Consider the following 25,104-nt stretch of genomic DNA (forward strand, 5'->3'; position numbering starts at 1 on the left):
TGAGCGAGCCTGGGCTAGAACTCCTGGTCTAGCGCTTCGTTGATCTCCTGCATGCTGAAGGACGTCGGATCAATCTCGTCCAGGCCCATGCCTTCGAGCCATTCCATGACTTGCCCGTGCTCCGGATGGGCGGGGTCGCCGATGGCGGCGACTTTTTCCGCCCATCCCCAGGTGCCGCCGCTGTCTTCGAGCGGTGCCATACGCCGGCCTCCGGTGCAGCGCGGCAGCGCCCCGGCCTCGGATTCCAGTACCTTTTCCACCTCGATGCGGATCTCCCAGCCATCCCCGAAATCATAGGCGTAGTCCAGCCGGTCCTTTTCGGCTTTGAGCAGTTCGGAAATCAGGACGCCTGATTCGTCTTCGTCAAACTCCATCTGCTCGATATCGGGTCCGTAGCTGGTGCCGCCGTATCCGCCCGAGCGGAACTCGTGCAGATGCCCGTCGTACCAGTCGAAGCTTGCCTGGATGATGTCGTGCAGGTCGCCCAGGTGCAGGTCAGTTGGCACCAGCACCCGGCGCCAGATCGGCGGTTTGGCGTCTTTCAGACCCAGCTTCAGCTGCAGCACCTTGCCGGTAAATGGTTCGGCACGCTTGTCCCGTTTGGGCTCTTCCGAATCGAAGCCGAACAGCGCGTCCAGCTCTTCGTCTTGCAGATCTTCCTCATCGAGCTCATCATCATCCAGATCGGTGAGAGTCGCCGCGACGAGGCGTGGGAGCGTGTAGTGCTCACCTTCCTCGACCAAGCCGAGGATCCGCAATTCGCCCAGCCGCTGGTGGGCCTGTTCCCAGGCCGCCGGCGACCATTGCTCATCTCGCGGCTCGGCCACCCGATGCGCGGATCCTTCAATGGCCTCAAGCAACCAGAGATTAGACAGTCCCCAGGCTTCCAGGGTTTCTTCATCGGCGTCCTCGGGCGCTTCGAGGAAGAGATCGAGGAATGCCTGCAGGAAAACATAGTTCGCGGAAAACGCCTGCTGCCCCTCGGACTTCTGGAATGCCCCGGCGGCCGGACCGGCTTTCGGCGACGCGTGCGCTTCGAGGGTGATGACGCCGGCCACCGCGAGCGAAGCAATGGCCAGGGAAAGCACCAGCTCGGCTTGCGCCTCGTCCAGCCCCTTGGGAAGTTCGCCCTCCAAGGCCTTGGCGGCGGCAGCCAGGAATTGTTCTCCCGGGCCGGCACCCCAATCGGCGGCGCCCTTCCCAATGCACCAGCGGGCCAGGCCATAGGCCAATTCCACGATGGGAAACTGGCGCAGTTCGGCGAGCGCCTGCTCTTCGAGCTCACCAGGATTCCCGGGCGCGGAAAGAGCGTCTGCGCTGAACGGATCCGCGGTCTCCAGATTGCCGCGCAGCCAACTCAGCTCGGCGAGGTCTTGGGTCCAGCGGCCGGTATCCTCGATAAAATCAAGGTAGTCTGCCCAGGCCATGTAGAGCACCATGCGCAGTTCCCCGGAGAGATCTTCCGGCTCTTCGGCTTCCTCGAACTCGATCATGGAGTTCAACACCCCGAACAGCTTGGGTGCGTTGAACTCGGTGACGGATTCCAGTCCTACGACTTCGGCGTACATGCCCAGCGTTTCGCGCACGGCCGCCAAGGCAAGCAAGGCGGTTTCCGAATCTTGCCGCCGCTCGCCATACCAACGCACGAATTCAGGCGACAGCGCATCCAGCCCGCGGTCAACCTTCACTCGCCCCATGGACACCACCGGTGCCTGAACCCGTCCGGGGTGTCCCTGCTTTACTTGCTTTTTCTTCTTCTTGGCCACCGGGTCTCCCTCACGCGCTTGGACATCTTTGTTTCAAGGCTACGTGGGTTAGGCGCTTCCAGAGCGGAAATAGGGCATTCTCCGGCTAGCTGTCCTACGACAGCCCCACGGCGTTCCCGCTGTCGTCGACGTCCATGTGCATGGCGGACGGAACCTTGGGAAGGCCCGGCATGGTCATGATCGCCCCGGTGATGGCCACGATGAAGCCTGCGCCAGTCTTGGGGATCAGGTCGTGGACCTGCAAGGTGAATCCCTCCGGGGCGCCTAGGAGCTTGGGGTCGTCGGAGAAGGAATACTGGGTCTTGGCCATGCACACCGGCAGGTCGTCCCAGCCGTTGGCGTGGATCTGCTCGAGCATCCGCCGCGCGCCGGCGGAGTATTCGACATCCGCTCCCCCGTAGATCTCGCGCACCACGGTCAGGATTTTTTCCTCTATGGGCAGCTCCAGTTCGTACAGCGGAGCGAAATTGTTTGGCGCTTCGATGGCCCGCAAGACCGCGGAGGCCAGGTCGCCGGCCCCCGCGCCGCCTTGGCCCCAGACGTCGGCAATCGCGCATTCCACGCCCTGCGCTTCGGCCCATCCGGTGACCACCGCCAGTTCGGCCTCGGTATCCGCGGTGAACCGGTTGATCCCGATCACCGGCTGGATGCCGAATTTCCTGATGTTCGAGGCATGCCGCGCGAGGTTTGATAAACCAGCGCGCACGGCCGCGACATCCTCCTTGCCCAACTCGCCCTTGGGAACTCCCCCATGCATTTTCAGCGCGCGAATGGTGGCGACGATAACCACCGTGTCGGGGTCGCACCCGGCATAACGGGTCTTGATGTCCATGAACTTCTCGGCACCGAGGTCGGTACCGAAGCCTGCCTCGGTCACCACGACGTCGGCCAGCGCGCGTGCGGTGTTGGTGGCGATGGCCGAGTTGCAGCCGTGTGCAATGTTGGCGAACGGCCCGCCGTGGATGAAGGCGGGCGTGCCGCCCATGGACTGGACCAGGTTGGGCTTGATCGCGTCCTTGAGCAGCATCGCCATGGCGCCAGCGGCGCCCAGGTCATCAACGGTGACCGGAGCCTTGTCATAGGTGTATCCGATGGTCATACGGCCAAGCCGGGCGCGCAGGTCCTCTAGCCCGGTGGCCAGGCAGAAGACCGCCATGACCTCGGAGGCGACGGTAATCTCAAAACCGGTTTCCCGCGGGACTCCCTCGGTCGCTCCGCCAAGGCCGATGACCACGTGGCGCAGCGCGCGGTCGTTCATGTCCAAAACGCGCTTGAATGTGATGCGCCGCGGATCGATGCCCAAGGCATTGCCCTGGTGCAGGTGATTGTCGAGCAGCGCCATCAACAGGTTGTTGGCGCTGGTGATGGCGTGGAAATCCCCGGTGAAATGCATATTGATCTCATCCATGGGGAGCACCTGCGAGTAACCGCCACCGGTGGCCCCGCCCTTCATGCCAAAGTTCGGGCCCATGGACGGTTCGCGCAAGGCGATCATGGTTTTGGCCCCGGTGGCCGCCAGCGCATCGCCCAAACCCACCACCATGGTGGATTTCCCCTCCCCTGCGGGCGTCGGGGAAATTCCGCTGACCAGAACGACCTTTCCGGGGCGGACACCACGAGCAGTCAAAAGCGACGGGTCGACCTTGGCCTTGTACCTGCCATAGGACTCAACTGCGGCTTCAGGGATCCCCGCCGACTCGGCGATCTCGGAAATTGGCCTGAGCGCCGCCCGCGAGGCAATCCCAAGATTGCTCATGTCGGTTTCTGGCGTTGCTGTCATCGCATGCCCCCTAATCTGGCGTCCCGTATTCCGGGAGATGAGGAAGACCAAGGTTTTTGGTATTCCTTGATTCCCTCCAAGCTACCACTGCGGCAATAACGGGCGCTGGCACGGCTTGGCCGAAGTAGAGCACGTGCCTTTTGCGGAGGGGCATTGGCCGAGCAAGGACACGACCATCGACTCTGCACAGCACCAGAGCAGCTTGGAAAATCCGGCTCTTGCGATTGCGAACGGCAAAGACCGGTCAGTTCGGCAACAGGCTCCAGGACATCAATCAGCAACACTCGGCACGGCGGCCTCACGCATCAACCGACGAGCTAGCGACTGAGGGCCGCTTTTCCGCTTCTATCCCCATCATTCGAGCGTTCAAAATATGTGAAACCTCAATCGTTGATAATTTCCGCCGCTCTCTCCCACGCGGCGACTCCGCCGAGATCAGCCAAAGTCTCGTCGGGGCGCTGAAGTACCCCGGATACAAAATCTATTGATATTCGATAGTTAAATGTTGATAATCAATCTATGAACAAGTTGCCGGTTGCCCTGCTTCGAGCATTCCTCATTCTGATCTTTCTCGGCGGACTCCTGTGGCAAGCGTGGGTTGTGCCTACGCTTGCGGCGCAGAATGCCGCACTCTTTCCCGAGGTCGCATTCCTGGCCACCCCCTATACGGTGGTGGTCATAGTCGCAATTGCCTGCCTGCAGGTCTCAATGGCTGCTATCTGGAAGTTGCTGACCATGGTGGAACGCCGGACCATCTTCACCCTGCGGGCCTTCGGCTGGGTCAACACCATCATCGCGTCGATCGCCGTGGCCACATTTCTGGCCCTATCTCTTGGCGTCCACTTACTCGGAGGGGTCGGTGTGGGCGGCCCCGGTGTTGCACTGGCGATCGCCGCCCTCACGGCTTGCGGAAGCGCGTTCGTTCTCCTGATGCTGGTCATGAAGGGGCTGCTGCGCCGGGCGACCAATCTTGCAGACGGGATGGCAGAGCTCGTTGAGAACCCATGACCACCGATAGGTGAACGCTGGATCTAAAAAGCCCAAGGTAAATTTCTCAAGCCGCCCCCAAAGACGGCCACACTTTGACGATAAGGTTTTCGATTTCGTCTCTTGTTGCCGTTTCCTGGATTGCCAGTCCGGCGACTTCCTGCGCCGAGCCGCGGGAGACTCGGGGCAGCAAAATCGCTCTGCACCCAAGTGCCCGCTTACCAAGAGGAATCATCCAGCCCCATCCGAAGGTACTTAATAAGTTAGCTGGGAGCTTGCTCCAAACCGCTCGCGTACCGGCGCTTCTGGTGCTACATTGGCCGAGTAAGGATCGCTCGGCCCCTTAGTCCTTGGCCATTATTGGCAGGCAAGTGGCTGGTGGCGGAAGTTCGAGTAAAGGGAGAAGATATGAACGAAAACGTCCCAACGAATTCCACCGATATTTCGGATAAGACGCTGGAGGATCACATTTCGGATCCTGCGCTTTCCGATGAAGCGGGACATGACTGGACCGACGAAGGCGGGGCGACCCCCGATGGTCCGGCAACAGAAGTCAGTCCCGAAGAAACCCAGCGATAACCTACCTACAAGCGCATTTGCTCCCCAGCAGTGGCCAAGCCATTGCTGGGGAGTCTTACTTTTACCGGTCAACCTTGGTCCTTGAACCAAATCTCGACCGATTCCTTGATCGCCCTGGCACCACAGAACCCAGGCTCAACTGCATCGTAACCAGCACTCAAAACTTCGCGTTGGGTGCGCGAGGAAGCCCGATCACCTCGGCCAGCGCCATCTGCTCGAGTTCGCCCGCATCTAGCGTCTGCCCGATGCCGCAGCGGCGATTGAATCCGGCACCTCAAATTTTTCGCTCAGCCATTACATCTCCTCGGAGGCGTGTGCCCAAAGGCCCATGTCTCAAGACAAACCAGGCATTCGGCCTACAGCGGGGAAATTGCCGAGAAGACGTGTAAAGGTTTTTACATATCAGATAAACGTGTAAAAAATACGTACATTTTTTTACACGTTTCGTGATGGCTTAGATAGACTGTCCCTATGTGGAAAGCAGAACTACCGTTCAACGATCTAGCAGCTCCTCCCGCAAGTGAGCTTGAAACCCGGCCGGTACTCAAAGCGACAACTAAGGCCCGGGCTTCACTGGCCGCCATGAATCAAGCCGTCCTTCGTATACCTAATCCCGGTGTGCTCATAAGCTCGCTGCCGTTGCTCGAAGCACAAGCGAGTTCCGAGATTGAAAATATCGTAACGACTACCGACGACCTATTTCGTTTAGCAGCGGATTCAGAAGTTCATGCATCCTCCGACACCAAAGAAACTCTGCGTTACCGCGAGGCACTCTTCACAGGACTTCAAAGCATCGAAAGCCGTCCGTTGACGACTCGGACCGCGCTTGAAGTTTGCACAAATATCAAGGGCCGCGACATGGACGTTCGCGCTCTTCCGGGCACCTACATTGGAAATCCTGTGACTGGCAAAGCCCGGTACACACCACCCGAAGGCCCGGATCGGATCAAAGAAAAATTGGCCGAGTGGGAACGCTTCATTCACGAAAACCCAGACATTGATCCATTGGTCATTATGAGCGCCGCTCATTATCAATTCGAAGCGATCCATCCCTTCTCAGATGGAAACGGCCGCACCGGGCGTATTTTGAACATCCTCCTACTCGTTGAAGTCGAGCTGTTAAGGGAGCCGGTTCTCTACTTATCGCGATACATCATCCGCAACAAAGAGGAGTACTACACTAGGCTCCTAGCCGTCACCAAGGACAATGACTGGGAGGGCTGGCTGCTATACATGCTCAAGGGCATTCAAGTAACAGCCGACGAGACTCTGCAGCTAATTGACAGCATCCAAGAGTTGCAACTAGTCATGCGCGACGAGCTGCGAACTGAATCCTCAGCAGGACCGAATGCGGAACTGCTTGATCTTTTATTCGAAAAGCCTTATTGCCGAATCAATGACGTAGTCAGCCGCTGCGGAATCTCGCGCCCGACTGCGACAAAATGGCTGAATGAATTTAGCTCCAATCAGCGACTAAGACAGATCAAATTAGGCCGTGAGTGGCTATTTATCAATCATCGCTTCATCGAGCTACTGGCAGGCTAGAACCCAAGAAGACATGTAAAGGTTTTTTACATGTCGGGTAAACGCGTGAAAAATGCGCCCAATTTTTTACACGTTTACCTGAGGGGCTCAATGTGTCCGGTCAGCAGCTAGCGGGCATACTCAAACATTTCGTTGACGCGCTGCTTGTCGAAAAGCGAAGCATCGAACTGCTCACCGTCGCGCAGGAAGAGCCATTCTCGGTACTCCGCTTGATCCGGATGATCCGGGTCCTTCAGCGCTTCGATCACCATGGCCCACCCAAGCGGCCCTCCCGAGTCTTCCCGTGGAGCCATCCTGCGCCCGCCAATGCACCGCGGCAACGGGCCAGCGTCGACCGGTGGCAGTCCTTCCAGCTCGATACGGACTTCCCAGTAGTCACCGAAGTCATAGACGTAATCGAGCTTGCCCTGCCCATGACTTAGCAGTTCGTCGAGGCATACCGTGGACTCATCAACATCGGATCTAATCTCGGAACCAGCCGGACCGAAGCTCACCCCATTAACACCATTGAGCTCAAACTGGTGCGGGTGCGCGTCGTACCAACCGAAACTGTACTGAATCACCTGATGCAATTGGTCCAGCCGCATCGAACCTGGAACCAAAACCCTGCGCCAGATCGGCGGACTGGTACGTCTGATTCTGAATTTCAATTGCAATACCGAAGCGTATGAACTCATCAGCCCCTACTCCTGAAACTTCGACTTCTTATACTCAAATCCAGCTGCAGCGCTAGGCTCCAAGCACTGAAACTTCTGACGGGTACGGCGATACTCGTTCGATATAGATCGGTTTTCCGAGTCATTTTCAAACCACCCATTGGTAGGGTGACAGCATGATCAACACCGCCCGATTGCATTCAGACCTCTCCCGACTCAACCGTGAAACCTCGATGATGATGGCCACGATTGACACCCTGTCCGCCGATGAGCTGGCCGCCGATTCTCTCTGCGAGGGCTGGAGCCGAGCGCATGTCATCGCCCACCTCGCATCCAACGGCCGCACCCTGGTCAAGCTCATCGATTGGGCCATTACCGGCGAACCGCAGCAGCTTTATGCGTCCACCGAGGCGCGCAACGCAGAAATCGCCGAGCTTGCCGCCTTGCCCCGCGAAGAACTGCTCGCGGGTTTCCGCGACGCGGCAACGTTCTTTGCCGAGCAGTCCGAGCGTCTCACCGGCGAGCTAGTGGTCGAAGAGGTGGATCTGCACGGCAAGATCATCCCGGCGACCTCCATCGTGGCGCTTCGGATCGCGGAGATCGTCATCCACCACCACGATCTGGACACCGCCTGGACCATCGAGGAGGCGGACCCGGATTCACAAGAAAACGCCGTGGAGGCCGCGGTACGCACCATGCGCGTGAAGAACGCCCCGGGCATGACGCTGGTCACCGAAGAAGGCGACGAATGGGTTATCGGCGACGGCGCGCTGAAGGTCCGCTCGGACCGCGAAGGCCTCATCGAATGGCTCGCCCGCGGCCAGTCGCGGCACATTGAGGCAGATGGGCCGATCCCGGCCCTGCCTGCTTGGTAGCAAGCCCCACGCGCACCCGGGACTTCTCTCCGGCACGCCCAAGGCTCACGCTGGCTGCGGAACTCAACGAGTTCCGCAGCCAGCGTTCTTTAATGCCCTACAACGCGACCTGGCGGTTCTGATCCTTGTACAGCAGGTAACGGAAGTTGCTCGGCCCTCCGGCGTAGCAAGCCTGTGGGCAGAAGGCGCGCAGTGACATGTAGTCCCCGGCTTCAACCTCGACCCAGTCCCCGTTCAAGCGGTAGACGCCCTTTCCTTCCAGGACATACAGGCCATGTTCCATCACGTGGGTTTCGGCGAAGGGAATCGAGGCTCCCGGCTCGAAGGTCACGATATTCACCCCGAAGTCGAAGGCGATGTCATTCGGGTCGAGCATCCGGGTGGTGCGCCATTTGCCGTCGGTGCCCGGCATCTCGCCCGGTTCCACGTCGCGTTCGTTGCCCACTACCGGCCCCGGTGCCGCCACGCCGGCCACCGGCTCGTAGCGCTTGCGGATCCAGTGGAAATTCGCCACCTCGGCGCCGTCGTTGCGTGCGGACCAGCTGGCTCCGGCCGGCAGGTAGGCGTAGCCGCCATCGGCGAGCACATGCTCTTGGCCCTCGATCACCAGGGTCAATTCGCCGCCCAGCACAAAGATGAAGCCCGACACCTCGGCCTGAGGTTCCGGCTTGGCCGCTCCTCCGCCGGGAGAGACTTCGAGAATCGACTGGGCGAAGGTGGTGGCGCCCCCGGCCACCGGGCGGTTCATCACCCAGGCGCGGGTGCTGGACCATTCGGGGAACACGCTGGTGACGATATCGCGCAGCACCCCCTTGGGAATGACCGTGTAGGCCTCGGTGACGATCGCGCGATCGGTCAACAGGTCGGTTTGCGGCGGGTGGCCGCCGAAGTTGGTGTAGTACGCGGCTTTTTGTGCGGCTGCTGCGGTCATGATGTTCCTCCTAGGCATGTGAACGGTTTAGCGCGATTGCTTCGAGTTCGGCGGTTGTGATTTGGGCTAGTTCCTGGACTTCTTCTTCGCCCACCGCACCGCAGCTCACGCCGCGGTGGATATAGCGGGCCAGGGCTCGCGCGGTGGCCGGTTCGTCCATGATGGCCGAGTCGATCCGGTGGACGTAGTTGCGCAGCCGCGTCGCTGCGGCCTGCAATCCTTCGCGGAAGAAGGCGAAGGTGGCCAGGTAGCGGGTGGGCAGCTGATTCGCGTGCATATCCCAGCCCTGGTAGATCCCGCGTTCCAGGTGGCGGCGCACCAGTCGGGCATGCAGAGCCCAGGCCGCCGCAATATTCTCCGGGTCTCCGGCCGGAATGATGTTGGTGGAGCCGTCCGATAGCTCCACCCCGGTGCCCGCGACCGCCACCTGCATGACGTCCTTGGCGAAGTCGGCGACCGGGTGCTCCATCGATTGGTAGGCGGCTGCGATGCCAAGGGAGGCCGAGTAGTCGTAGGTGCCGTAGTGCAGGGAGGAAATTCTGCCTTGGCCGGCGTGGATCAGCTGCGCCACCGGGTGGCTGCCGTCGGCCGCGATGATCACCTGCGGCGTCTCTACCTGCACCTCGAAGCGGATCTCTCCGGCTTCGAGCCCATGATTCTGCTCCAGCTTCTCGGCGAGGAATACCATCGCCTCGACCTGAGCTACGGTACTGACCTTGGGCAGAGTCAGCCGCAGCCCGGCGGGCAGCGGACCGTTTTCAAGCAGCCGGGAGATGAATAGATCCAGGGTGCGGATGCCGCGTGCCCGGGTAGGGGCCTCGAAGCATTTGAAGCGGATGCCCAGGCAGGCCGGTGCCTGCCCTGCGGCTACGGCGGCGGATACCGAGTCGGCGGCGGCTAGTGCGTGCGCGTCCTCCTCGGCGTCCGGCCGGTTGCCGTAGCCATCCTCGAAGTCGAGGCGCAGATCTTCGATGGGTTCAACCTCTAGCTTGGCCGCCACCAAGGCACCGAGCCGCTCGGGCTCGGCGAGTCCCAGCGTGGCCGCCAGCTCGCCGAGTCCCGCGGCACCGCCGGCGACCGCGAGGGCTGCGGCGCCCCACTGCGCGGCAAGCTCGCCGGTGAACCGGTCCCCGGGAACATACACGGTGTGCACCGGCTGGCGCGCTCCGCTCTCCCCCGGGTAGCCGTGGGCGAGGAGCCTGTCGGTGTCGGCCAGCCGCGCTTCCACGGCCGCTAGGGTTGACTCATCGAAGAGATTGCTCATGGCTTGGTCACGAATTCCTTATCCAATAGTTCGTACGCTGGGGTGGTCAAGAAGTCAGCGAAGTCCTCATCCTTGCCGCTGGTCAGCTTCGCGATCAGCTCGGCTGCCGGCTGGTAGAAGGCGGCGAACTGCTCCTCGTTGTTCACTTCGGAACGCAGACGCTCAACCTCTTCGGCGAGGATCGTGGAGACCAACTGCGTGGTGATGGTGTTGCCGGTGTCGGAGGCCACGACCTCGTTGCGGATCTGCTGCCAGATCTGCGAGCGGGAGATCTCCGCGGTCGCGGCATCTTCCATCAGGTTGTGGATGGCTACCGCGCCATTGCCCGAAAGCCACACGGCCACGTAGTTCACCGCGACGTACAGGTTGGCGCGGACGCCAGCCTCGGTGACCTCGCCCGGGGCGCTGGCTACGTCGAGCAGCTGCGCGGCGGTGACCTCAACCTCTGGACGCTGGCGGTCGATCTGGTTTGGCTTATCACCCAATGCGCCGTCGAAGATTTCCTTGCAGATTTCCACCAGGTCCGGGTGGGCAACCCAGGAGCCGTCGAAGCCGTCCGTGGCTTCGCGGTTCTTGTCTTCACGGACCTTGGCGAAGGCCGCGGCGGTGACCTCTGGTTCACGGCGGTTCGGGATGAAGGCGGCCATGCCTCCCATGGCGAAAGCCCCGCGCTTGTGGCAGGTCTTCACCAGCAGCTCGGTGTAGGCGCGCATCATCGGCGCGGTCATGGCCACGGCCGAGCGGTCCGGCATGATGAACGCGTCTCCCGCCTCGCGGAAGGTCTTGATGATGGAGAACAGGTAATCCCAGCGTCCGGCGTTCAGGCCCGAGACGTGGTCGCGCAGTTCGTAGAGGAACTCTTCCATCTGGAAGGCCGCGGGAATCGTTTCGATGAGCATCGTGGCGCGCACGGTGCCGTAGTCGATGCCGAGCTCGGCCTGTGCGAAGGTGAACACCTCGTTCCAGAGGCGCACCTCCAGGTAGTGCTCCATCTTCGGCAGGTAGTAGAACGGGCCCTGGCCCGATTCTGCCAGCACCTTGGCGTTATGGAAGAAGTGCAGGCCGAAGTCGACCAGCGCACCGATCGCCGGCTTGCCGTCGATCAGCACATTGTTCTCCGGCAGGTGCCAGCCGCGGGGGCGGACCACAACAACCGCGCGTGGCGCGTCGGTGCGCAACGCGTAGGTCTTGCCCTCCGGCGAGGTGAAGGACAGCTCCCCGCGAGCCGCCGCGTTCAGGTTGGCGATCGCGTCGATGACATTGGACCAGCTCGGCGTCGAGGCGTCCTCCAGGTCCGCAAGCCAGACCTTGGCCCCTGAGTTCAGCGCGTTGATGGCCATTTTGGCCGGGCTTGCCGGGCCGGTGATCTCCACGCGGCGGTCGCGCAGGGCTGCAGGGGCCTCGGCGACCTTCCAGTCCCCGGTGCGCACCGCCTCGGTTTCCGGGTCGAAGTCGATGGCGCGTGCCTTGGAGAACTGCTGGCGGCGCTCACCGCGTGCTTCCAGCAGCTCGTTGCGCGTGCCGGCGAACTTTTCGTGCAGCTTTTCAATGAATGCCAGCGCCTCGGCGCTGAGGATCGCTTCCGCGCCGCTTACCTCTGGGATTCGTGTAATTGAGATGGTCATGGTGCTCCTTAACCTGTCAGTGTCGTGTTCCAGCGACAATATTTACGTGTGGGTTTTACTGCTTTCCGGCTGCTTGGACCACCGCTGCCGCCACGTTCCCGGCTACCAGCGGGTCAAAGACCGAAGGGACAATAAACCCGGGATTCAGCTCTTCCGGCGCAACCCGGGCGGCGATGGCATCTGCCGCGGCTAAGAGCATGGCGTCGGTTATATCGGCAACGCCAGCGTCGAGCAATCCGCGGAAGAATCCGGGGAAGGCCAGCACGTTGTTGATCTGGTTCGGGAAGTCGCTGCGTCCGGTGGCGACCACCATCGCGTGGCGACCGGCAACCGCAGGATCCACTTCGGGATCCGGGTTGGCCATGGCGAAGACGATCGCGCGTTCGTTCATCGCGGCGATATCTTCTTCGTCCAGGACATTCGGTGCCGAAACCCCGATGAACACATCGGCATTGACTACGGCCTGCTTCAGCGTTCCGGTGAAGTTCTCCGGGTTGGTGTTCTCGGCCAACCAGGTCCGGTGCGCATCGGTGTACTGTTCGTTGCGGTTGATCGCTCCGTTGCGCCCGCAGGCGACGATATTGCTTGCACCGCGCGCCTTGAGCAGCTGGATGATGGCGTTGCCGGCGGCGCCGACACCGGAAACCACGATGCGCAGGTCCGCAAGCTTCTTGTCCACTACCTTCACCGCATTGACCAGGGCGGCCAGCGTCACGATGGCGGTTCCGTGCTGATCGTCGTGGAAGACCGGGATGTCCAGCTCCTCGCGCAGGCGGGCCTCGATCTCGAAGCAGCGCGGGGCGGCGATGTCTTCGAGATTAACCCCGCCGTAGACGGGGGCTAGTGCCTTGACGATGTTGACGATCTCGTCGGTGTCCTGGGTGTCGAGGCAGACCGGCCAGGCATCGACGTCGGCGAACTGCTTGAACAGCGCGGCCTTGCCTTCCATCACCGGCAAAGCGGCGGCCGGGCCGATATTGCCCAGCCCCAGGACGGCCGAACCGTCGGTGACCACGGCGATGGTATTGCGCTTGATCGTGAGGTTTCGGGCATCTGCCGGATTCTCTGCGATTGCCATGCAGACGCGGGCAACACCCGGGGTATAGGCCCGGGAGAGGTCATCGCGGTTGCGCAGCGCCACCTTGGGCGTCACCGAGAGCTTTCCGCCAAGGTGCATCAAGAAGGTGCGGTCCGACACGTTGCGGACATTCACCCCGTCAAGATTGTTCAGGGCATCGCGAACCGTGTCGCCGTGGGCGACGTCGGTGGTGTTGCAGGAAACGTCGACCACCATGTGGGTATGGTGCGATTCGGTGACGTCCAAGGCCGTGATGTGCGCACCGGCCGAGCCTACTGCCGCAGCCAGTTCACTGGTCGCGGTTATCGATGCTGGGGTCTCCACGCGAAGCGTCAATGAATATCCCGGGCTTGGTGCTGCCATCAGATCCTCCTGTAAAAGTTTTCCGTATAGTGGATACTATTATCCTCAAAATGAAAATGCAAGAGGTTTTTGTGTGCTGAAGCACGATTTTTTATCCACTAATTTTCGGATCGTGGAAGAAAATGGGGTTTTCGGGGTATTCTTGGGGCTAGGATTTCGCATCGTAGAACTAAAACGTAAGCTACTTCCAAAATCAGTACCCTAGAAGGAGCAGCAGATGACGCAGACCGCCAGCAAGTCCACTACCGGTGGAGTTCAGTCCGTTGAACGAGCCTTTGAACTTCTGGAAGTCATCGCCCGCGCCGGAGGCGAGGCGGCGCTCAGCGAGCTGGCCGCGGACACTCCCCTGCCGCTGCCCACCATCCATCGCCTGCTGCGCACCTTGGTCGGCGTCGGCTATGTCCGCCAGCTGCCCAACCGCCGCTACTCGCTGGGCCCGCGGCTGATCCGCCTGGGCGAAGTGGCCAATCGCCAACTTGGCGCCTTGGCCTCCCCGGTACTCAAGGAGCTGGTAGGCAAGCTGGGCGAATCAGCCAATATTGCGGTACTCGACGGCGACATGGTCACCTATATTGCCCAGGCGCAGTCCCCCCACTCAATGCGGATGATCACCGAGGTAGGCCGGCGCGCCATGCTCCACAATTCGGGAGTCGGCAAGGCGGTGCTTTCGGTACTGGATGATGAGCGCGTACAGCGCTTGGTCGCCCAGGCCGGAATGCCGCCAAAAACGGCCAATACCATTACTACCTTGGGCAAGTTGTTTACCGATGTTGAAGCCACCCGCGAGCGCGGGTACGCCATCGATGAAGAAGAACAGGAACTCGGCGTCCGATGCATCGCCGTGCCGGTCCCGGGGGCACCGACTCCGATGGCCATCTCGGTCTCCGGGCCAGTCACCCGTGTAGACGAAGCCTTTATCAAATCAGCCGTGCCGGAGTTGCAGGAAGCCGCCCGCGAGCTGGGCCGGCAGCTGGTCGCCGTTGCGGAATAATCCGTACTCCTTCGGGGGCAGCCTCTTCTTCAGTCGGCAAGCACCCGAACCCGGGTTCGCAGCAGCTGCCGGTTTGGGCGAGCGATTCGCCACGCATACGGCACCCAAAAACCCTGACATCTTCCCTGATCAGGTCGGCTCGCCTGAACGGAAGGTCGACAGCCGGGGCCGATTTACCGGGTACGACTGGTACGCCAGAAGGCATCATCCCGGGCTCATAGTTCGAGGCGATGGCCCCAGTCCCACGGTGTTCATGTCCGCCAGCTAGAATTGGGACTATCGACCGAGGACTCGTGAGGGGAGCTGTTGATGTCCAATCTCCCATTGCCCAAGAATCTCCACGTGCGGCCACGCGGCACCGACCTCCCGGACATAGAAGAGCCATCGATGCTTGGGGCAGCACGGCTATATTTCCACAAGCAATTCGCGGAACTCTGCATCCAATAACCCATAGCGCATTCTGGAGACCCCGAGGCAGTTCACGACATGCGAACCGCAACGCGGCGTCTGCGCTCGGGCCTAGAAATCTACGGGAACCTTTTCGAAACGGGCCCCTGCCAAGTTCTGAGTCAGGAATTGAAATGGCTTTCCGGCATTCTGGGCCACGCCCTGGATGCTGAAGTCACCCTCAATCGGCTTCGCACGCGCATTAACGAACTGCCAGCCGAATGGCAAACTACGAAAATTACCGAAGCACTCGAACATGGTTTTCACACGACCTACACCACCGGGCACGAGCGGACACGGAACCAGTTGAGTTCCAAACGCTACCGCCGTATCCTGAAGAATCTCGAACATTTTCGAGATCATCCCCCGGCTGCCGGCCCGGTTGTCCGGCCAGCCCGCGTCAGGATCGCAACTTTAGTCAACAACCAGGCCCAGCATGCGGATCCCTCGTTCCGACCCACGCTGCGAGGCAAATCCGGACGCGGGCGCGAGGAAACATTGCACCGGCTGTGCAAGGACGCTAAACGACTGCTGCACGCCACTCCACTCCAAACATGCGATCGCGTTGGGCCACAGGGTCCGCAAACTGCAACGCATCCTAGGCAACTATCAGGACAGCGTGATGACCCGCGCGTATCTTGAGAAAGTCGTCCCGGATCCCGATCTTCCTCCGGAAACTGGGCAGGCCAGCGAACGCATAATCAGCGTGGAACGACGCATTGCGGAAGCAGCGGAGAGACAGTACCTCCAAGTCCGGAGGAATTTCCCGGATCTGTGATTTCGCCGCTGACTCCGATGCGTTTCGGATCCACCTCAGGCAGCGTTCACATGCATCACTGACGTGCGCCCCTTTTTCAAGGCAACCGACAGCGCAACCATTCAGACTCGACTCATCGCGGGGCGGCAAAGTTCATAAGCTGTCCCGGCGATGACTCGTCTGGCTGATTATGACAAGGTCTTCTTCGGCAGCACCTTGAGGTAATTCTCCAATACGTAGTCGGCAATGGACATGGCCGAGGTCGCGGCTGGCGACGGCGCGTTGCGTAGCAGCGTCACCGCTCCGACCTGATCCACCGCGAAGTCGTCAAGCAGCGACCCGTCCTTGTCCCAGGCCTGGGCGCGCACGCCCGCGGCGGATTTCGCCGTCAGGTCACGTGATTTCAGCTCCGGCACGAACTGGCGGGCCTGCTGGTAGTACAGCGGTTTGAGCAGTGAAGAGGAGATCTCGCGCACGCCCATCAGCCAGTGCTGCTTGGCGAGCGCCGGAGCGCCGGGCCAGGATGCCGATTCGAAGGTGTCCTTCAGCGAGATCTGACCCCAGGTATAGCCCTCGCGGGCCAGCGCTGGCACCGCGTTAGGGCCCACGTGCACCTCGTCGTAGACGCCGCGGGTGAAATGGACGCCCAGGAATGGGAAGCGCGGATCCGGTACCGGATAGATCATGCCTTTAACCAGATCGCGCTTGTCGGTAGCCATCATCCAGTACTCGCCGCGGAAGGGCAGGATCTTGGGCGACGGCGAGGCGCCAACCATCTTGGCAACCACGTCGGACTGCAGCCCGGCGCAGACGATCAGCCGGTCGAAGGTATGGGCCCCCGCAGTCGTCGAAACGTTCACGGTTCCGCAGGCGTTGTTCACCGCGATTACCTCTTGGCCCAGCAGGATCCTGCCTCCGGCGCGACGCACGTCTTCGGCCATGGCCTCGGTGATCGCTGAGTAGTCCACCACCGCCGTTTCCGGGGAGTGGACCGCGGCGACGCCGGCCACGTGCGGCTCGATCTCACGCATTTCTTTGGCGTCTAGTCGCTTGATGCCCGGAACTTTGTTCTCCCGCGCGCGACGCTCGATGTCATCAAGCTTGCCCAGTTCGTCCTCGGTCACCGCGACGACCAGCTTGCCCAGTTCCCGGTAGGGAAGGTTGCGTTCCTGGCAGAAATCTCGGGTCAGCTCGCGCCCCTGGGCGCAGAGTGTGGCTTTGAGCGAGCCGGGCTGGTAGTACAAGCCGGCATGCACCACGCCGGAGTTATGCCCCGTCTGGTGCGCGGCCACCCGGCTTTCCTTCTCCAACACGGTGACCTCGAAGTCACCGGAGTTCATGAGGGCGCGCGCGATCGCTACACCAAGGATGCCGCCGCCAACGATGCCAATTCGTTCAGACATTTCTATTCTCTTCCTTTATCGGTGCGCTCTCGCCGGGCAGCGAGCTGCCCGGTTGTGCGCCGTCAATTCTCTTTACATTTGGGATCCCCGGCTGCGCTTCCGGGTCCGCGGAGAGCGTGGGAAGCACCACCGCCTTGATGATCTCGGCACGTTCGGTGCGGCACATGGCGTCCACCACCTGGTCCAGGGCAAAGACCTCGAACATTTCACCTAGCGCCTCACGATGCTCGGCGACCAATTTGCTGGCCGCGGCGTAGTCTTCGCGGATGTAGCCGTAGGATCCGTGTAGCGACAGCCCCTTGCGCACGATCTGGTTCATGTCCACCTCCGGCAGCCGCCCGAACATGGCAGGCACCACGATCTTCCCGCGCATGCCCAGCGCGGCGATTGCCCCTGCTAGCGCGCCGCCGGACCCGGAAGCCTCGACCCAATGATCTGCGGCTTCGCGGGCGCCCTCCGGATCGCCAATCCGTAGCCCTAGTGTGCGGGCATAATCCAACCGGGTCTCCGCACCGGATTCCGGACCGTAGATCACCACATCCGCGCCGCGGCGCACGCATTCCAGTCCGCACAGCAGCCCAATGGCTCCCGGGCCGGAGATCCCAATCCGCACACCGTTCAGATCCGCGTCCAGCACGCGCAGTGCCTGGAGGGCGATGGACGCAGGTTCGATCAACACCGCCAACGCGGGTTCCAGACCCTGGCCAACCGGCCAGAGCCGGGTGGCTTCGACAACAAAGTATTCGGCAAGTCCGCCGTCGTTATGTAGGCCGAAGCAGGTGCGCTTGGCGCAATAGTTTCCGCGGCCAGCCAGGCATTGGGCGCATTGCCCGCAACCGTCGATCGCGATAACTACCACCTGGGAACCCACGAGCGACTCCCCGGCTGCATCCGCAGCGGAGAGCACCGTGCCGCAGACCTCGTGGCCCAGGGTCACCGGGGTCGGCACCCATTCGTAGCCCGTATCGGCGCGCATCGCGTGGACATCCGAGCCGCACAGTCCCACTGCCTCGGAGCGCACCAGCACCTGTCCGGGGCCGGGTACCGGAACTGGAACTCGTTCCAAGCCGACGTCCCTAGGCGTTCCGCTTCGCTTGCGCAGCGCCACCATGGTTCCGGCATTAGTGCCCAAGGTAGGACTCCCGCACCACGTCACTTTCGCGCAGTTCGGCCGCGGTTCCGGTGGCGCGAGTAATGCCGCCGTCGATGATGGTGCCGAAGTCGGCCACCTCCAGCGCGTTCTTCACATGCTGCTCCACCAGCAGGACGGACATGCCGGTGGCTGCGATGCCCTTGACGATCGCGAACATCTGCTTGACGATCACGGGTGCGAGTCCCAGAGACATTTCGTCGATCATCAGAACTTTGGGCCCGGCCATCATCCCGCGTCCCACGGCGCACATCTGCTGCTCGCCGCCGGACATCAGCCCGGCTTCTTGTTTGCGTCGCTCGGCCAGCTTCGGGAAGTGGTCGTAGATCTCGTCCAGCCGCGCGGCGGTCTTGCGATCCTTGCGCTTCGTGTAGCCGCCGAGGATCAGGTTGTCCTCCACCGTCATAGTGTTGAAGAGCCGCCGACCCTCGGGAACGTGCACGATGCCCATCGCCACACGCTCCTGCGGCGATGTGCCGGTGATGTCCCGTCCCTCGAATTCGATGGTTCCGGTCGCTGCCGGAATAAGCCCGCTGACCACACGCAGCGTGGTGGATTTGCCGGCTGCGTTGGGACCGAGGAAGGCCGTGACGCCGTGCGCCGGAAGGCTCAGGGTGACGTCTTCCAGTGCCTGCGCGTCGCCGTAGTAGGCGGAGATGTTCATTACCTCAAGCATGGTCTTGCCTCACTCTTCCTCATCGGAACCGAGGTATGCCTCGATGACTTTGGGATCCTTGATCACGGTTTGCGGGTCGCCCACGGCAAGCACCTTCCCGTGATCCAGAACCATCATGCGGTCGGATACTTCCATCACGGCCGAGACGATGTGCTCGATCATCAGGATGCTCACGCCGCGGTCCCGCACGGTGGTGACGAACGGGAGCACATCGATGACCTCGCGGCTGTTCAGCCCGGCGAGCACCTCGTCCAGCAACAGCAGCTTCGGTTCCGTGGCCAGCGCCCGGGCCACTTCGACACGTTTGCGTTGGGCGAGGGTCAATGCTTCCGTCGGGGTGTCGGCGAGCTGCGCGATGCCCAGGTCGCCGAGCAATTCCATGGCCTTGCGGTGCGCCTTGGAAACCCCCGGGTCGTTGACCAGCAGCGGCACCATTACGTTTTCCGCGACGGACATGCCCTTGAAAGGCCTGACTACCTGGAAGGTGCGACCTACACCCATGCGGGCCCGGGTCGCCGGATCGGTGCCGGTGATGTCCTTGCCGTCGAAGGTGACTTTGCCGGTGTCCGGGATGAACATCCCGGAGAGCAGGTTGAAGAAGGAGGTTTTGCCGGCCCCGTTGGGTCCGATGATCCCGATGATTTCCTGATGGCCCAGTTCCAGCGAGACGCCGCCGACCGCCTGGATGCCGCCGAATCGCTTGGTGACATTCTCTACGCTAAGCAGTGAGTTGCCCATCGCCTTTACTCTCCTTCCTTGGTGGTCTTCGCATCGGCCGAGCGTTTTCCGCCGCGTCCTTTGCCGCCGCGGCGGGTCTTGCGGGCAATGGCCCTGAAGCCCTCAACCAAACCGCCTGGCATCAGGCGGACGATGATGATCAGCACCGCGCCGTAGATCATGAAGTTCACGCCTTGGCTGGCACCGGAGAAGGTCACGCGCAGCCACTCGCCTAGCGGTGTCATGATGATCGCGCCGACGATCGGGCCGGCGATGGTTCCCATGCCGCCGATGATGCCGTTCAGTGCCGGTTGGATGGAATACAGCGTGGCGGAGAATTGCGTGTCCGGCTCGATGACGAAGAAGTACAGGGCCGCGAAAGCTCCAAAAGCTCCGGTCATGCCGGCGCTGATCAGCAGCGACCCCAGCTTGACCCGGTTGGTGCGCACACCCAAGGCGCGCACGGCGTCCTCGTCGGTAGCCACTGCCCGCAGGTGGTAGCCCAGTTTCGAGCGGTAGATCCAGATGGAGATCGCAATCGCGGCCAACGTGAAGGCCAGCGCGATGTAGTAGTACGGCTGGCGAGACTCGAAGGAGATGTAGGCCAGGCCCTGGGTGGGCGGGGTGGTGATGCCCACCGAACCGTTGGTCACGGGCACGGCCCAGATGGCCAGCAGGCGCAGCACCTCTACATAGGCCAGCGTGGCCAGGGTGAAGAATGGCCCTCGCAGCCGCAGCAGCGGGATGGCCAGCACCAGCGAGCCGACGGCGGCAAAGATGATGGCGGCCAGGATGCCCAGCCACGGGTTGACCCCGTAATCCACGTAGAGGATGCTCACGGTGTAGGCGCCGATGCCGAAGAAGGCCGCGTGGCCCAGGGACAGCACGCCACCGAAGGACATGATGTTCCAAGCGACGGTGACCCCGGTGTAGATCAGGATCAGCACGCTGATGTGCAGGAAGTACTGGTCCCGCAGGAATAGTGGCAAGAGCAGGGCCACTGTCGTGGGGATGATGATCCAGGGAAGGCTGAGCTTTTTCACTTCAATCCAACTTCCGCGTTCCGGGCCGAGCCGCCGAAGATCCCTTGCGGGCGGACGATCAGCACGATGATGAAGACGACGAAGACCGCCACCTGCTGGAGAGCCGGGTCGACGTAGGTCCCGGCGAGGGTTTCAACGATTCCAAGGATCAACCCGCCGAGCAGCGAGCCGGCCATGTTGCCCAGTCCGCCGAGCACCACGACCACGAAGGCGAGCAGGGTGAAGTGCGCGCCGACCAGCGGGTAGGCGGCCTGGAAGGGGATGATCAGGGTGCCGGCGATGCCGGCCAGGGAAATTCCGATGCCCATGGCCGCCAGGTAGTACTTCTTCACCGGGATGCCGATCAGGCCCGCGGTCTCGCGGTCCTCGACCAGCGCGTTGAGCACCTTGCCCACGAGCGTGCGCTTCATCAGGTAGAAAAGCGCCAGCACCAGAGCCAGCGCCACGATGAACGCGGTGAGCCGGCCGTAGGTCACGTTGATGCCCAGCAGGCTCAGGTTTTGCTCGGCCCAGGGGAAGTTCACCGCGCGGAACTGGCCGCCGAACATCCAGAGGGCCAGATTCTGCAAGAACACCGACAACCCCAAGGTCACGAAGATCTTCATGGTCGGGGAGGAATTCTGCATCGGGCTCAGGATGAACTTCTGGATCGCGATGCCGGCCAAGAACATCACCGGGGTGACGATGACCAGCGACACGTAGGGGTTCATATTCCAAGCACTCCACAGCCACCAGGTCAGGTACATGCCCGCCATGACGAGCTCGCCATGCGCGAAGTTGATGATCTTCACGACGCCGAAAATGAGGTTCAGTCCGACCGCCACGAGGGCGTACACGCCTCCGAGCATTAGCCCGGCGACCATTGTTTGCAAGAGATAATCCATCAGAGGCTCCTATCGGTCACAAACCGAATGGTGTGATGAGTTTCGGCGCGCGGACGGCGGCCTCGGGCGGGTAGACGGTCTCCAGCTTGGAGCCGGACCATTGCATGACGTACATGCTTCCCTGCTGGTTCTGGTTCTGCGCGTCGAGCTCGTAGCCCCACCCGGCGGCCGAAGTCCCGGCCTCTCGGTGGTAATTTCGCGCCGCGGCGGCGAACACCTCCGGATCGTCGTTTCCCCCGGTGGTCTCCAGGATGTCGAAGAGCATCTGGGCGCCGGTGAAATTGCTCAGCGAATGTCCGGAGGCCGGTTCCGCGTTCCAGCGTTTGCGGTATTCGGAGATGAAGTCCTCGATGCCCGGCGTGAAGTCGCGGTTGACGTGGATCTGTGTGAAGTCGACGTCGAACACCCCGTCCGCCGCATCGCCGAGCGCTTTCTGGAAGCTGGCCAGGCTGTGGCCGCCACCGGTGCCCACGAAGGCGCCGAGCTTGACATTGTTGTCGCGGATTTGGCGGCCGAGCAGGACCGCGTCCGCGGCATAGGACACGGCCAGGACGATGTCGGGCTCCTGCGACTTCATGCGCAGCACGGTGGATGACAGATCGGTGGACTTGGCGCTGTAGGGTTCCGCTTCGAAATGCTGCAGGCCGATTTTGTCAGCCGCTGCCTTGGCCAGCGAAACGATGGACTGCCCGTAGGAGGAGTCCTCGTGGAGCATCATCACGCGTAAATCCTTCACTGGCTTGCCCAGCGCTCCGGCCAGGTAGTTCTGGATGAAGTCCATGTGCAGTCCGGTCATGTCCGCGGCCGTGGGGTTCAGTCGGAAGACCTTGTCATAGCCTCGGGTGGTCACTGCCTCGGAGACCGCGCCGAGCTCCACGTAGGCGTTTCCGGTGCGGGCAAAGACTTCGGTCGCCGCCAGAGCCAGCGACGAGCTGTAGGTGCCGAAGCCGAGCTTGATGTTCTTGTTGAACACCAGGCGCCGGGCCTCCGAGGCCGCGGTGTTCACATCCGGAACGTCGGCGAACACCATTTCGATCTGCTTGCCAGCGACACCTCCACCTGCGTTGCGCAGGTCGGTGGCGATCTGCACTCCGCGCCATGATTCCTCGCCGAGCAGAGCGTTAGTGCCCGATACAGGGTACATGGCCCCCAGTCGCAGGATGGTTGCGTCCGTGCCGCGGGAGGCGCAACTGGCCAGTGCGGGAGCCGCAGCCAAGGCAAGCAGACCCGCTCCGGAGTACCGGAGAAATGACCTCCGGTTAAATCCACGCTCGGTGGGTGACATCTTTGTCTCCGATGTTCGGTGTGAGTGATGGGTGGTCGAATGGCTGGCGCCTAGGAGGCGGTCCAGCCGCCGTCGACCATCAGCAGCTGGCCGGTGAGGTAGCTGGCAGCATCCGAAGCGAGGAATACCGCGGTGCCGGCCAATTCCTCCGGATTGCCGAAGCGGCCCATGGGAATTCGGTCCAGCATCTTCTGGTAGCGCGCCTCGTCGGCGAAGACCTTCTCGGTCAGCGCGGTGCGGAAGTACCCGGGCCCGATCCCATTGACCCGGATGCCGCGCGAGGACCATTCGGTGCTGAGGTTGCGTACCAGCCCATAGACTCCGGACTTGCTAGCCGTATAGGCGGCCACATCCGGAACCGAGATCAGGCTGGTGAGCGATCCGACGAAGATGTGGCTGCCGCCCCGCTCCCCCGCGAGTTGGCGTCGGCCGATTTCCTGGCTGAGCGCGAAGGGAGCGGTGAGGTTGACTCGCAACACGTGATCCCAAGCCTCGGCGTCGAATTCCTCGGCCGGCTGGCGGTGCTGGACCCCGGCCGCGTGGACCACGATATCTATGGCCCCGCCAGCTGCTTTTTCCATGGCGTCAACCATCTGCCCGGCCGCGCCGCTGGCTACATCGAGGGAGAGCGGATGAACATTGGCGCCCAGTTCCGCAGCAGCTGATTCGACGTCCGCGGCGGTCCGGGAGACCACCACCACGGTGGCGCCCGCGGAGGCCAGACCGGCCGCAATGGCCTTGCCCAACCCGCGACCGCCGCCGGTGACGACGGCGCGTCGGCCGGTCAAGGAAAAGAGTTCGTTGTTCATGGTGCGTTTCCTCTCGAAGTTTCTGCCCTAGTGCGTGCGGATTGCCGCGGCCTTGATGCGGGTGTAGAACGCCAGCGCGTCCCGACCCTGCTCCTTGTACCCGGAGCCGGAATCCTTGAATCCGCCGAAGGAGTGGTGGATGTCCCAGCCGGTGGTGGGCTGATTGATCGAGATCTGGCCGGTGTCAGCCTCTTCGAGGAAGCGGAAGGCGTTGGCCAGATCGCGGGTGAAGATTGCGCTGGACAGCCCGTACGCGGAGTCGTTGACCGCGGCGATTGCCTCGTCCAGCGAATCCACCTCGACCATGCCCAGCACCGGCCCGAAGACCTCTTCCTTCCAGATGTCATGCTCGGTGGTGATGCCCAGGAAGGTAGGCTCCACGAAGGCGCCCGCGGTGGCGGCCTCGCCTTCGAGCTCGCGGCGGGCAATCACCTCGGCACCCTGCGTGATGGCTCTCTCGACGTGGCCGCGGATCGTGCTCTGCGCGCCCTCGTCCACTACCGGTCCGAGGTCAACCTGCTCACCAGAGCCGGCCGCGACGCGCAGCTTCGCCACGGCATCGGCAATGCGGGTGCGCACATCGAGGGCAATCCCCTTCTGGACGATCAGTCGGCTGGTGGCCGTGCAACGCTGTCCAGCCTGCGCGAAGGCCCCCGCGACAATGGTCGGAATGGCCAGGTCAAGGTCGGCGTCGTCTAGGACGACCGCCGCGTTCTTTCCGCCCATTTCTGTCTGCACGCGGATGCCGCCGCCGGCCAGTTTCGCCTGGATGCCCTTGCCCACCGCGGTGGAACCGGTGAAGGACACCGCGCGAAGTCCGGCGTAGTCGAAGAGTGCGTCGCCCAGCTCGGAACCGCGGCCGGTAACCGTGCCCAGCACGCCGGCGGGCAGACCAGCCTCGTGCAGGATTTCGGCCAGGCGCAGGGTGATCAGCGGGGTTACCGTGGCGGGCTTGATGACCACCGCGTTGCCGGAGATCAGCGCCGGACCCAGTTTGCGGGCCGGGGTCAGGAAGGGGTCATTCCACGGGGTGATGAGCAGGACTACGCCGAGCGGCTCGACGATGCGCGCGGCAAAGGTTCCGGGGCGGGCGTCGGCGAGGAAGTCGCCGTAGCTGTCGCGGCCCATGCCACCGTAGTATTCGAAGAATTCGGCGGTCTTGCCGACCTCTCCGGTAGCCTCGGCCTTTGTCTTACCCATTTCGGTGACGATCAGCGAGGCCAGCTCATCGCTGCGTTCACGGATCAACGCCGCGGCGTTGAGCAGGACACGTCCGCGCTGAAGCTGGTTGGTCTTCTTCCAGGTCTTCGCCCCGGCTTCGGCGGCGGCGAAGACCCGGGCGACCTCATCGCTGCTCATGGCCGGCACCGAGCCGACTTTTTCCCCGGCGGTTGCGGGGTTGTAGACATCAATCTGGGCTCCGGAATCGGAGGCCACGAATTCCCCGTTGACGAGGTTCTTCAGTAGTCCGTAAGTCATGGTTAAAGTCTTTC

22 protein-coding genes are annotated in these 25,104 nt (G+C 62.1%); 6 read left to right on the plus strand and 16 right to left on the minus strand.

Annotated elements, in window-relative coordinates:
* Positions 1 to 14: 14 nt before the first annotated feature.
* The gene (locus ACT3UQ_RS11770) at positions 15 to 1,766 is read right to left on the minus strand and encodes a plasmid pRiA4b ORF-3 family protein (RefSeq protein WP_444637162.1); all 1,752 of its coding nucleotides are present in this window, start codon (positions 1,764 to 1,766) and stop codon (positions 15 to 17) included.
* A gap of 94 nt (positions 1,767 to 1,860) precedes the next feature.
* A complete protein-coding gene (locus tag ACT3UQ_RS11775; RefSeq protein WP_444637163.1) occupies positions 1,861 to 3,546 on the minus strand; it encodes a formate--tetrahydrofolate ligase in 1,686 nt (561 codons plus the stop codon).
* Positions 3,547 to 4,065: 519 nt separating this feature from the next.
* Between ACT3UQ_RS11775 and ACT3UQ_RS11780 the strand changes: the two genes are divergently transcribed.
* The 3 genes from ACT3UQ_RS11780 (at position 4,066) to ACT3UQ_RS11790 (ending at position 6,657) form a co-directional block, all read left to right on the plus strand.
* Positions 4,066 to 4,554, plus strand: coding sequence for a DUF2975 domain-containing protein (locus ACT3UQ_RS11780; protein ID WP_444637164.1), 489 nt, complete (start codon positions 4,066 to 4,068; stop codon positions 4,552 to 4,554).
* A 387-nt stretch (positions 4,555 to 4,941) separates the two neighbouring features.
* Complete coding sequence (locus tag ACT3UQ_RS11785) at positions 4,942 to 5,112, plus strand: hypothetical protein (RefSeq protein ID WP_170947924.1); 171 nt, start codon at positions 4,942 to 4,944, stop codon at positions 5,110 to 5,112.
* 471 nt (positions 5,113 to 5,583) lie between these two features.
* Positions 5,584 to 6,657, plus strand: a complete 1,074-nt coding sequence (locus ACT3UQ_RS11790) for a Fic family protein (protein ID WP_105553958.1) — start codon at positions 5,584 to 5,586, stop codon at positions 6,655 to 6,657.
* A 107-nt stretch (positions 6,658 to 6,764) separates the two neighbouring features.
* On the opposite strand, the gene ACT3UQ_RS11795 is transcribed toward ACT3UQ_RS11790, so the two are convergent.
* Positions 6,765 to 7,334 carry a plasmid pRiA4b ORF-3 family protein gene (locus ACT3UQ_RS11795; protein ID WP_105553959.1) on the minus strand — a complete coding sequence of 190 codons (570 nt, stop codon included), beginning with the start codon at positions 7,332 to 7,334 and terminating at the stop codon, positions 6,765 to 6,767.
* Positions 7,335 to 7,489: 155 nt separating this feature from the next.
* Between ACT3UQ_RS11795 and ACT3UQ_RS11800 the strand changes: the two genes are divergently transcribed.
* Entirely contained in the window at positions 7,490 to 8,188 is a 699-nt protein-coding gene (locus tag ACT3UQ_RS11800; protein WP_105569365.1) for a maleylpyruvate isomerase family mycothiol-dependent enzyme, read from the plus strand.
* A 97-nt stretch (positions 8,189 to 8,285) separates the two neighbouring features.
* Here the strand turns inward: ACT3UQ_RS11800 and ACT3UQ_RS11805 are convergent, their stop codons facing one another.
* The 4 genes from ACT3UQ_RS11805 to ACT3UQ_RS11820 are packed head-to-tail and all read right to left on the minus strand — an operon-like array spanning position 8,286 to position 13,449.
* A complete protein-coding gene (locus ACT3UQ_RS11805) occupies positions 8,286 to 9,119 on the minus strand; it encodes a bifunctional allantoicase/(S)-ureidoglycine aminohydrolase (RefSeq protein ID WP_444637165.1) in 834 nt (277 codons plus the stop codon).
* Between the two features lie 10 nt (positions 9,120 to 9,129).
* Positions 9,130 to 10,383 carry a DUF6986 family protein gene (locus tag ACT3UQ_RS11810; RefSeq protein ID WP_105553961.1) on the minus strand — a complete coding sequence of 418 codons (1,254 nt, stop codon included), beginning with the start codon at positions 10,381 to 10,383 and terminating at the stop codon, positions 9,130 to 9,132.
* The gene (gene aceB, locus ACT3UQ_RS11815) at positions 10,380 to 12,008 is read right to left on the minus strand and encodes a malate synthase A (RefSeq protein ID WP_105569364.1); all 1,629 of its coding nucleotides are present in this window, start codon (positions 12,006 to 12,008) and stop codon (positions 10,380 to 10,382) included. Before aceB ends, ACT3UQ_RS11810 begins: the two co-directional genes overlap by 4 nt.
* Before the next feature lie 55 nt (positions 12,009 to 12,063).
* Positions 12,064 to 13,449, minus strand: a complete 1,386-nt coding sequence (locus ACT3UQ_RS11820) for an NAD-dependent malic enzyme (protein WP_105553963.1) — start codon at positions 13,447 to 13,449, stop codon at positions 12,064 to 12,066.
* A 217-nt stretch (positions 13,450 to 13,666) separates the two neighbouring features.
* Between ACT3UQ_RS11820 and ACT3UQ_RS11825 the strand changes: the two genes are divergently transcribed.
* Both ACT3UQ_RS11825 and ACT3UQ_RS11830 read left to right on the plus strand, forming a co-directional pair.
* The gene (locus ACT3UQ_RS11825) at positions 13,667 to 14,440 is read left to right on the plus strand and encodes an IclR family transcriptional regulator (protein ID WP_105553964.1); all 774 of its coding nucleotides are present in this window, start codon (positions 13,667 to 13,669) and stop codon (positions 14,438 to 14,440) included.
* A 486-nt stretch (positions 14,441 to 14,926) separates the two neighbouring features.
* Positions 14,927 to 15,529, plus strand: coding sequence for a CHAD domain-containing protein (locus tag ACT3UQ_RS11830; protein ID WP_444637166.1), 603 nt, complete (start codon positions 14,927 to 14,929; stop codon positions 15,527 to 15,529).
* Positions 15,530 to 15,832: 303 nt separating this feature from the next.
* Here the strand turns inward: ACT3UQ_RS11830 and lhgO are convergent, their stop codons facing one another.
* Genes lhgO through ACT3UQ_RS11875 form a run of 9 tightly spaced genes read right to left on the minus strand, consistent with a single transcriptional unit; the run spans position 15,833 to position 25,090 of the window.
* Positions 15,833 to 17,047: an L-2-hydroxyglutarate oxidase gene (gene lhgO / locus ACT3UQ_RS11835; RefSeq protein ID WP_105553966.1), complete on the minus strand. Its 1,215-nt coding sequence runs from the start codon at positions 17,045 to 17,047 to the stop codon at positions 15,833 to 15,835.
* Entirely contained in the window at positions 17,040 to 18,179 is a 1,140-nt protein-coding gene (locus ACT3UQ_RS11840) for a zinc-dependent alcohol dehydrogenase (protein ID WP_105569363.1), read from the minus strand. The genes lhgO and ACT3UQ_RS11840 overlap by 8 nt, the downstream gene beginning before the upstream one ends.
* A complete protein-coding gene (locus tag ACT3UQ_RS11845) occupies positions 18,169 to 18,861 on the minus strand; it encodes an ABC transporter ATP-binding protein (RefSeq protein ID WP_258133616.1) in 693 nt (230 codons plus the stop codon). Before ACT3UQ_RS11845 ends, ACT3UQ_RS11840 begins: the two co-directional genes overlap by 11 nt.
* Positions 18,862 to 18,882: 21 nt before the next feature.
* On the minus strand, positions 18,883 to 19,611 hold the full coding sequence (locus tag ACT3UQ_RS11850; protein WP_219843939.1) for an ABC transporter ATP-binding protein: 729 nt from the start codon (positions 19,609 to 19,611) through the stop codon (positions 18,883 to 18,885).
* A gap of 5 nt (positions 19,612 to 19,616) precedes the next feature.
* The gene (locus ACT3UQ_RS11855; protein WP_105553969.1) at positions 19,617 to 20,633 is read right to left on the minus strand and encodes a branched-chain amino acid ABC transporter permease; all 1,017 of its coding nucleotides are present in this window, start codon (positions 20,631 to 20,633) and stop codon (positions 19,617 to 19,619) included.
* A complete protein-coding gene (locus tag ACT3UQ_RS11860) occupies positions 20,630 to 21,517 on the minus strand; it encodes a branched-chain amino acid ABC transporter permease (protein WP_105569362.1) in 888 nt (295 codons plus the stop codon). The genes ACT3UQ_RS11855 and ACT3UQ_RS11860 overlap by 4 nt, the downstream gene beginning before the upstream one ends.
* Before the next feature lie 16 nt (positions 21,518 to 21,533).
* Positions 21,534 to 22,802, minus strand: a complete 1,269-nt coding sequence (locus ACT3UQ_RS11865) for an ABC transporter substrate-binding protein (protein ID WP_444637167.1) — start codon at positions 22,800 to 22,802, stop codon at positions 21,534 to 21,536.
* A gap of 50 nt (positions 22,803 to 22,852) precedes the next feature.
* Positions 22,853 to 23,611, minus strand: a complete 759-nt coding sequence (locus tag ACT3UQ_RS11870; RefSeq protein WP_105553972.1) for an SDR family oxidoreductase — start codon at positions 23,609 to 23,611, stop codon at positions 22,853 to 22,855.
* A gap of 27 nt (positions 23,612 to 23,638) precedes the next feature.
* A complete protein-coding gene (locus ACT3UQ_RS11875) occupies positions 23,639 to 25,090 on the minus strand; it encodes an aldehyde dehydrogenase family protein (RefSeq protein ID WP_105553973.1) in 1,452 nt (483 codons plus the stop codon).
* Positions 25,091 to 25,104: the final 14 nt, after the last annotated feature.

The organism is Glutamicibacter sp. AOP12-B1-11, assembly GCF_052379245.1.
Lineage (GTDB): Bacteria > Actinomycetota > Actinomycetes > Actinomycetales > Micrococcaceae > Glutamicibacter.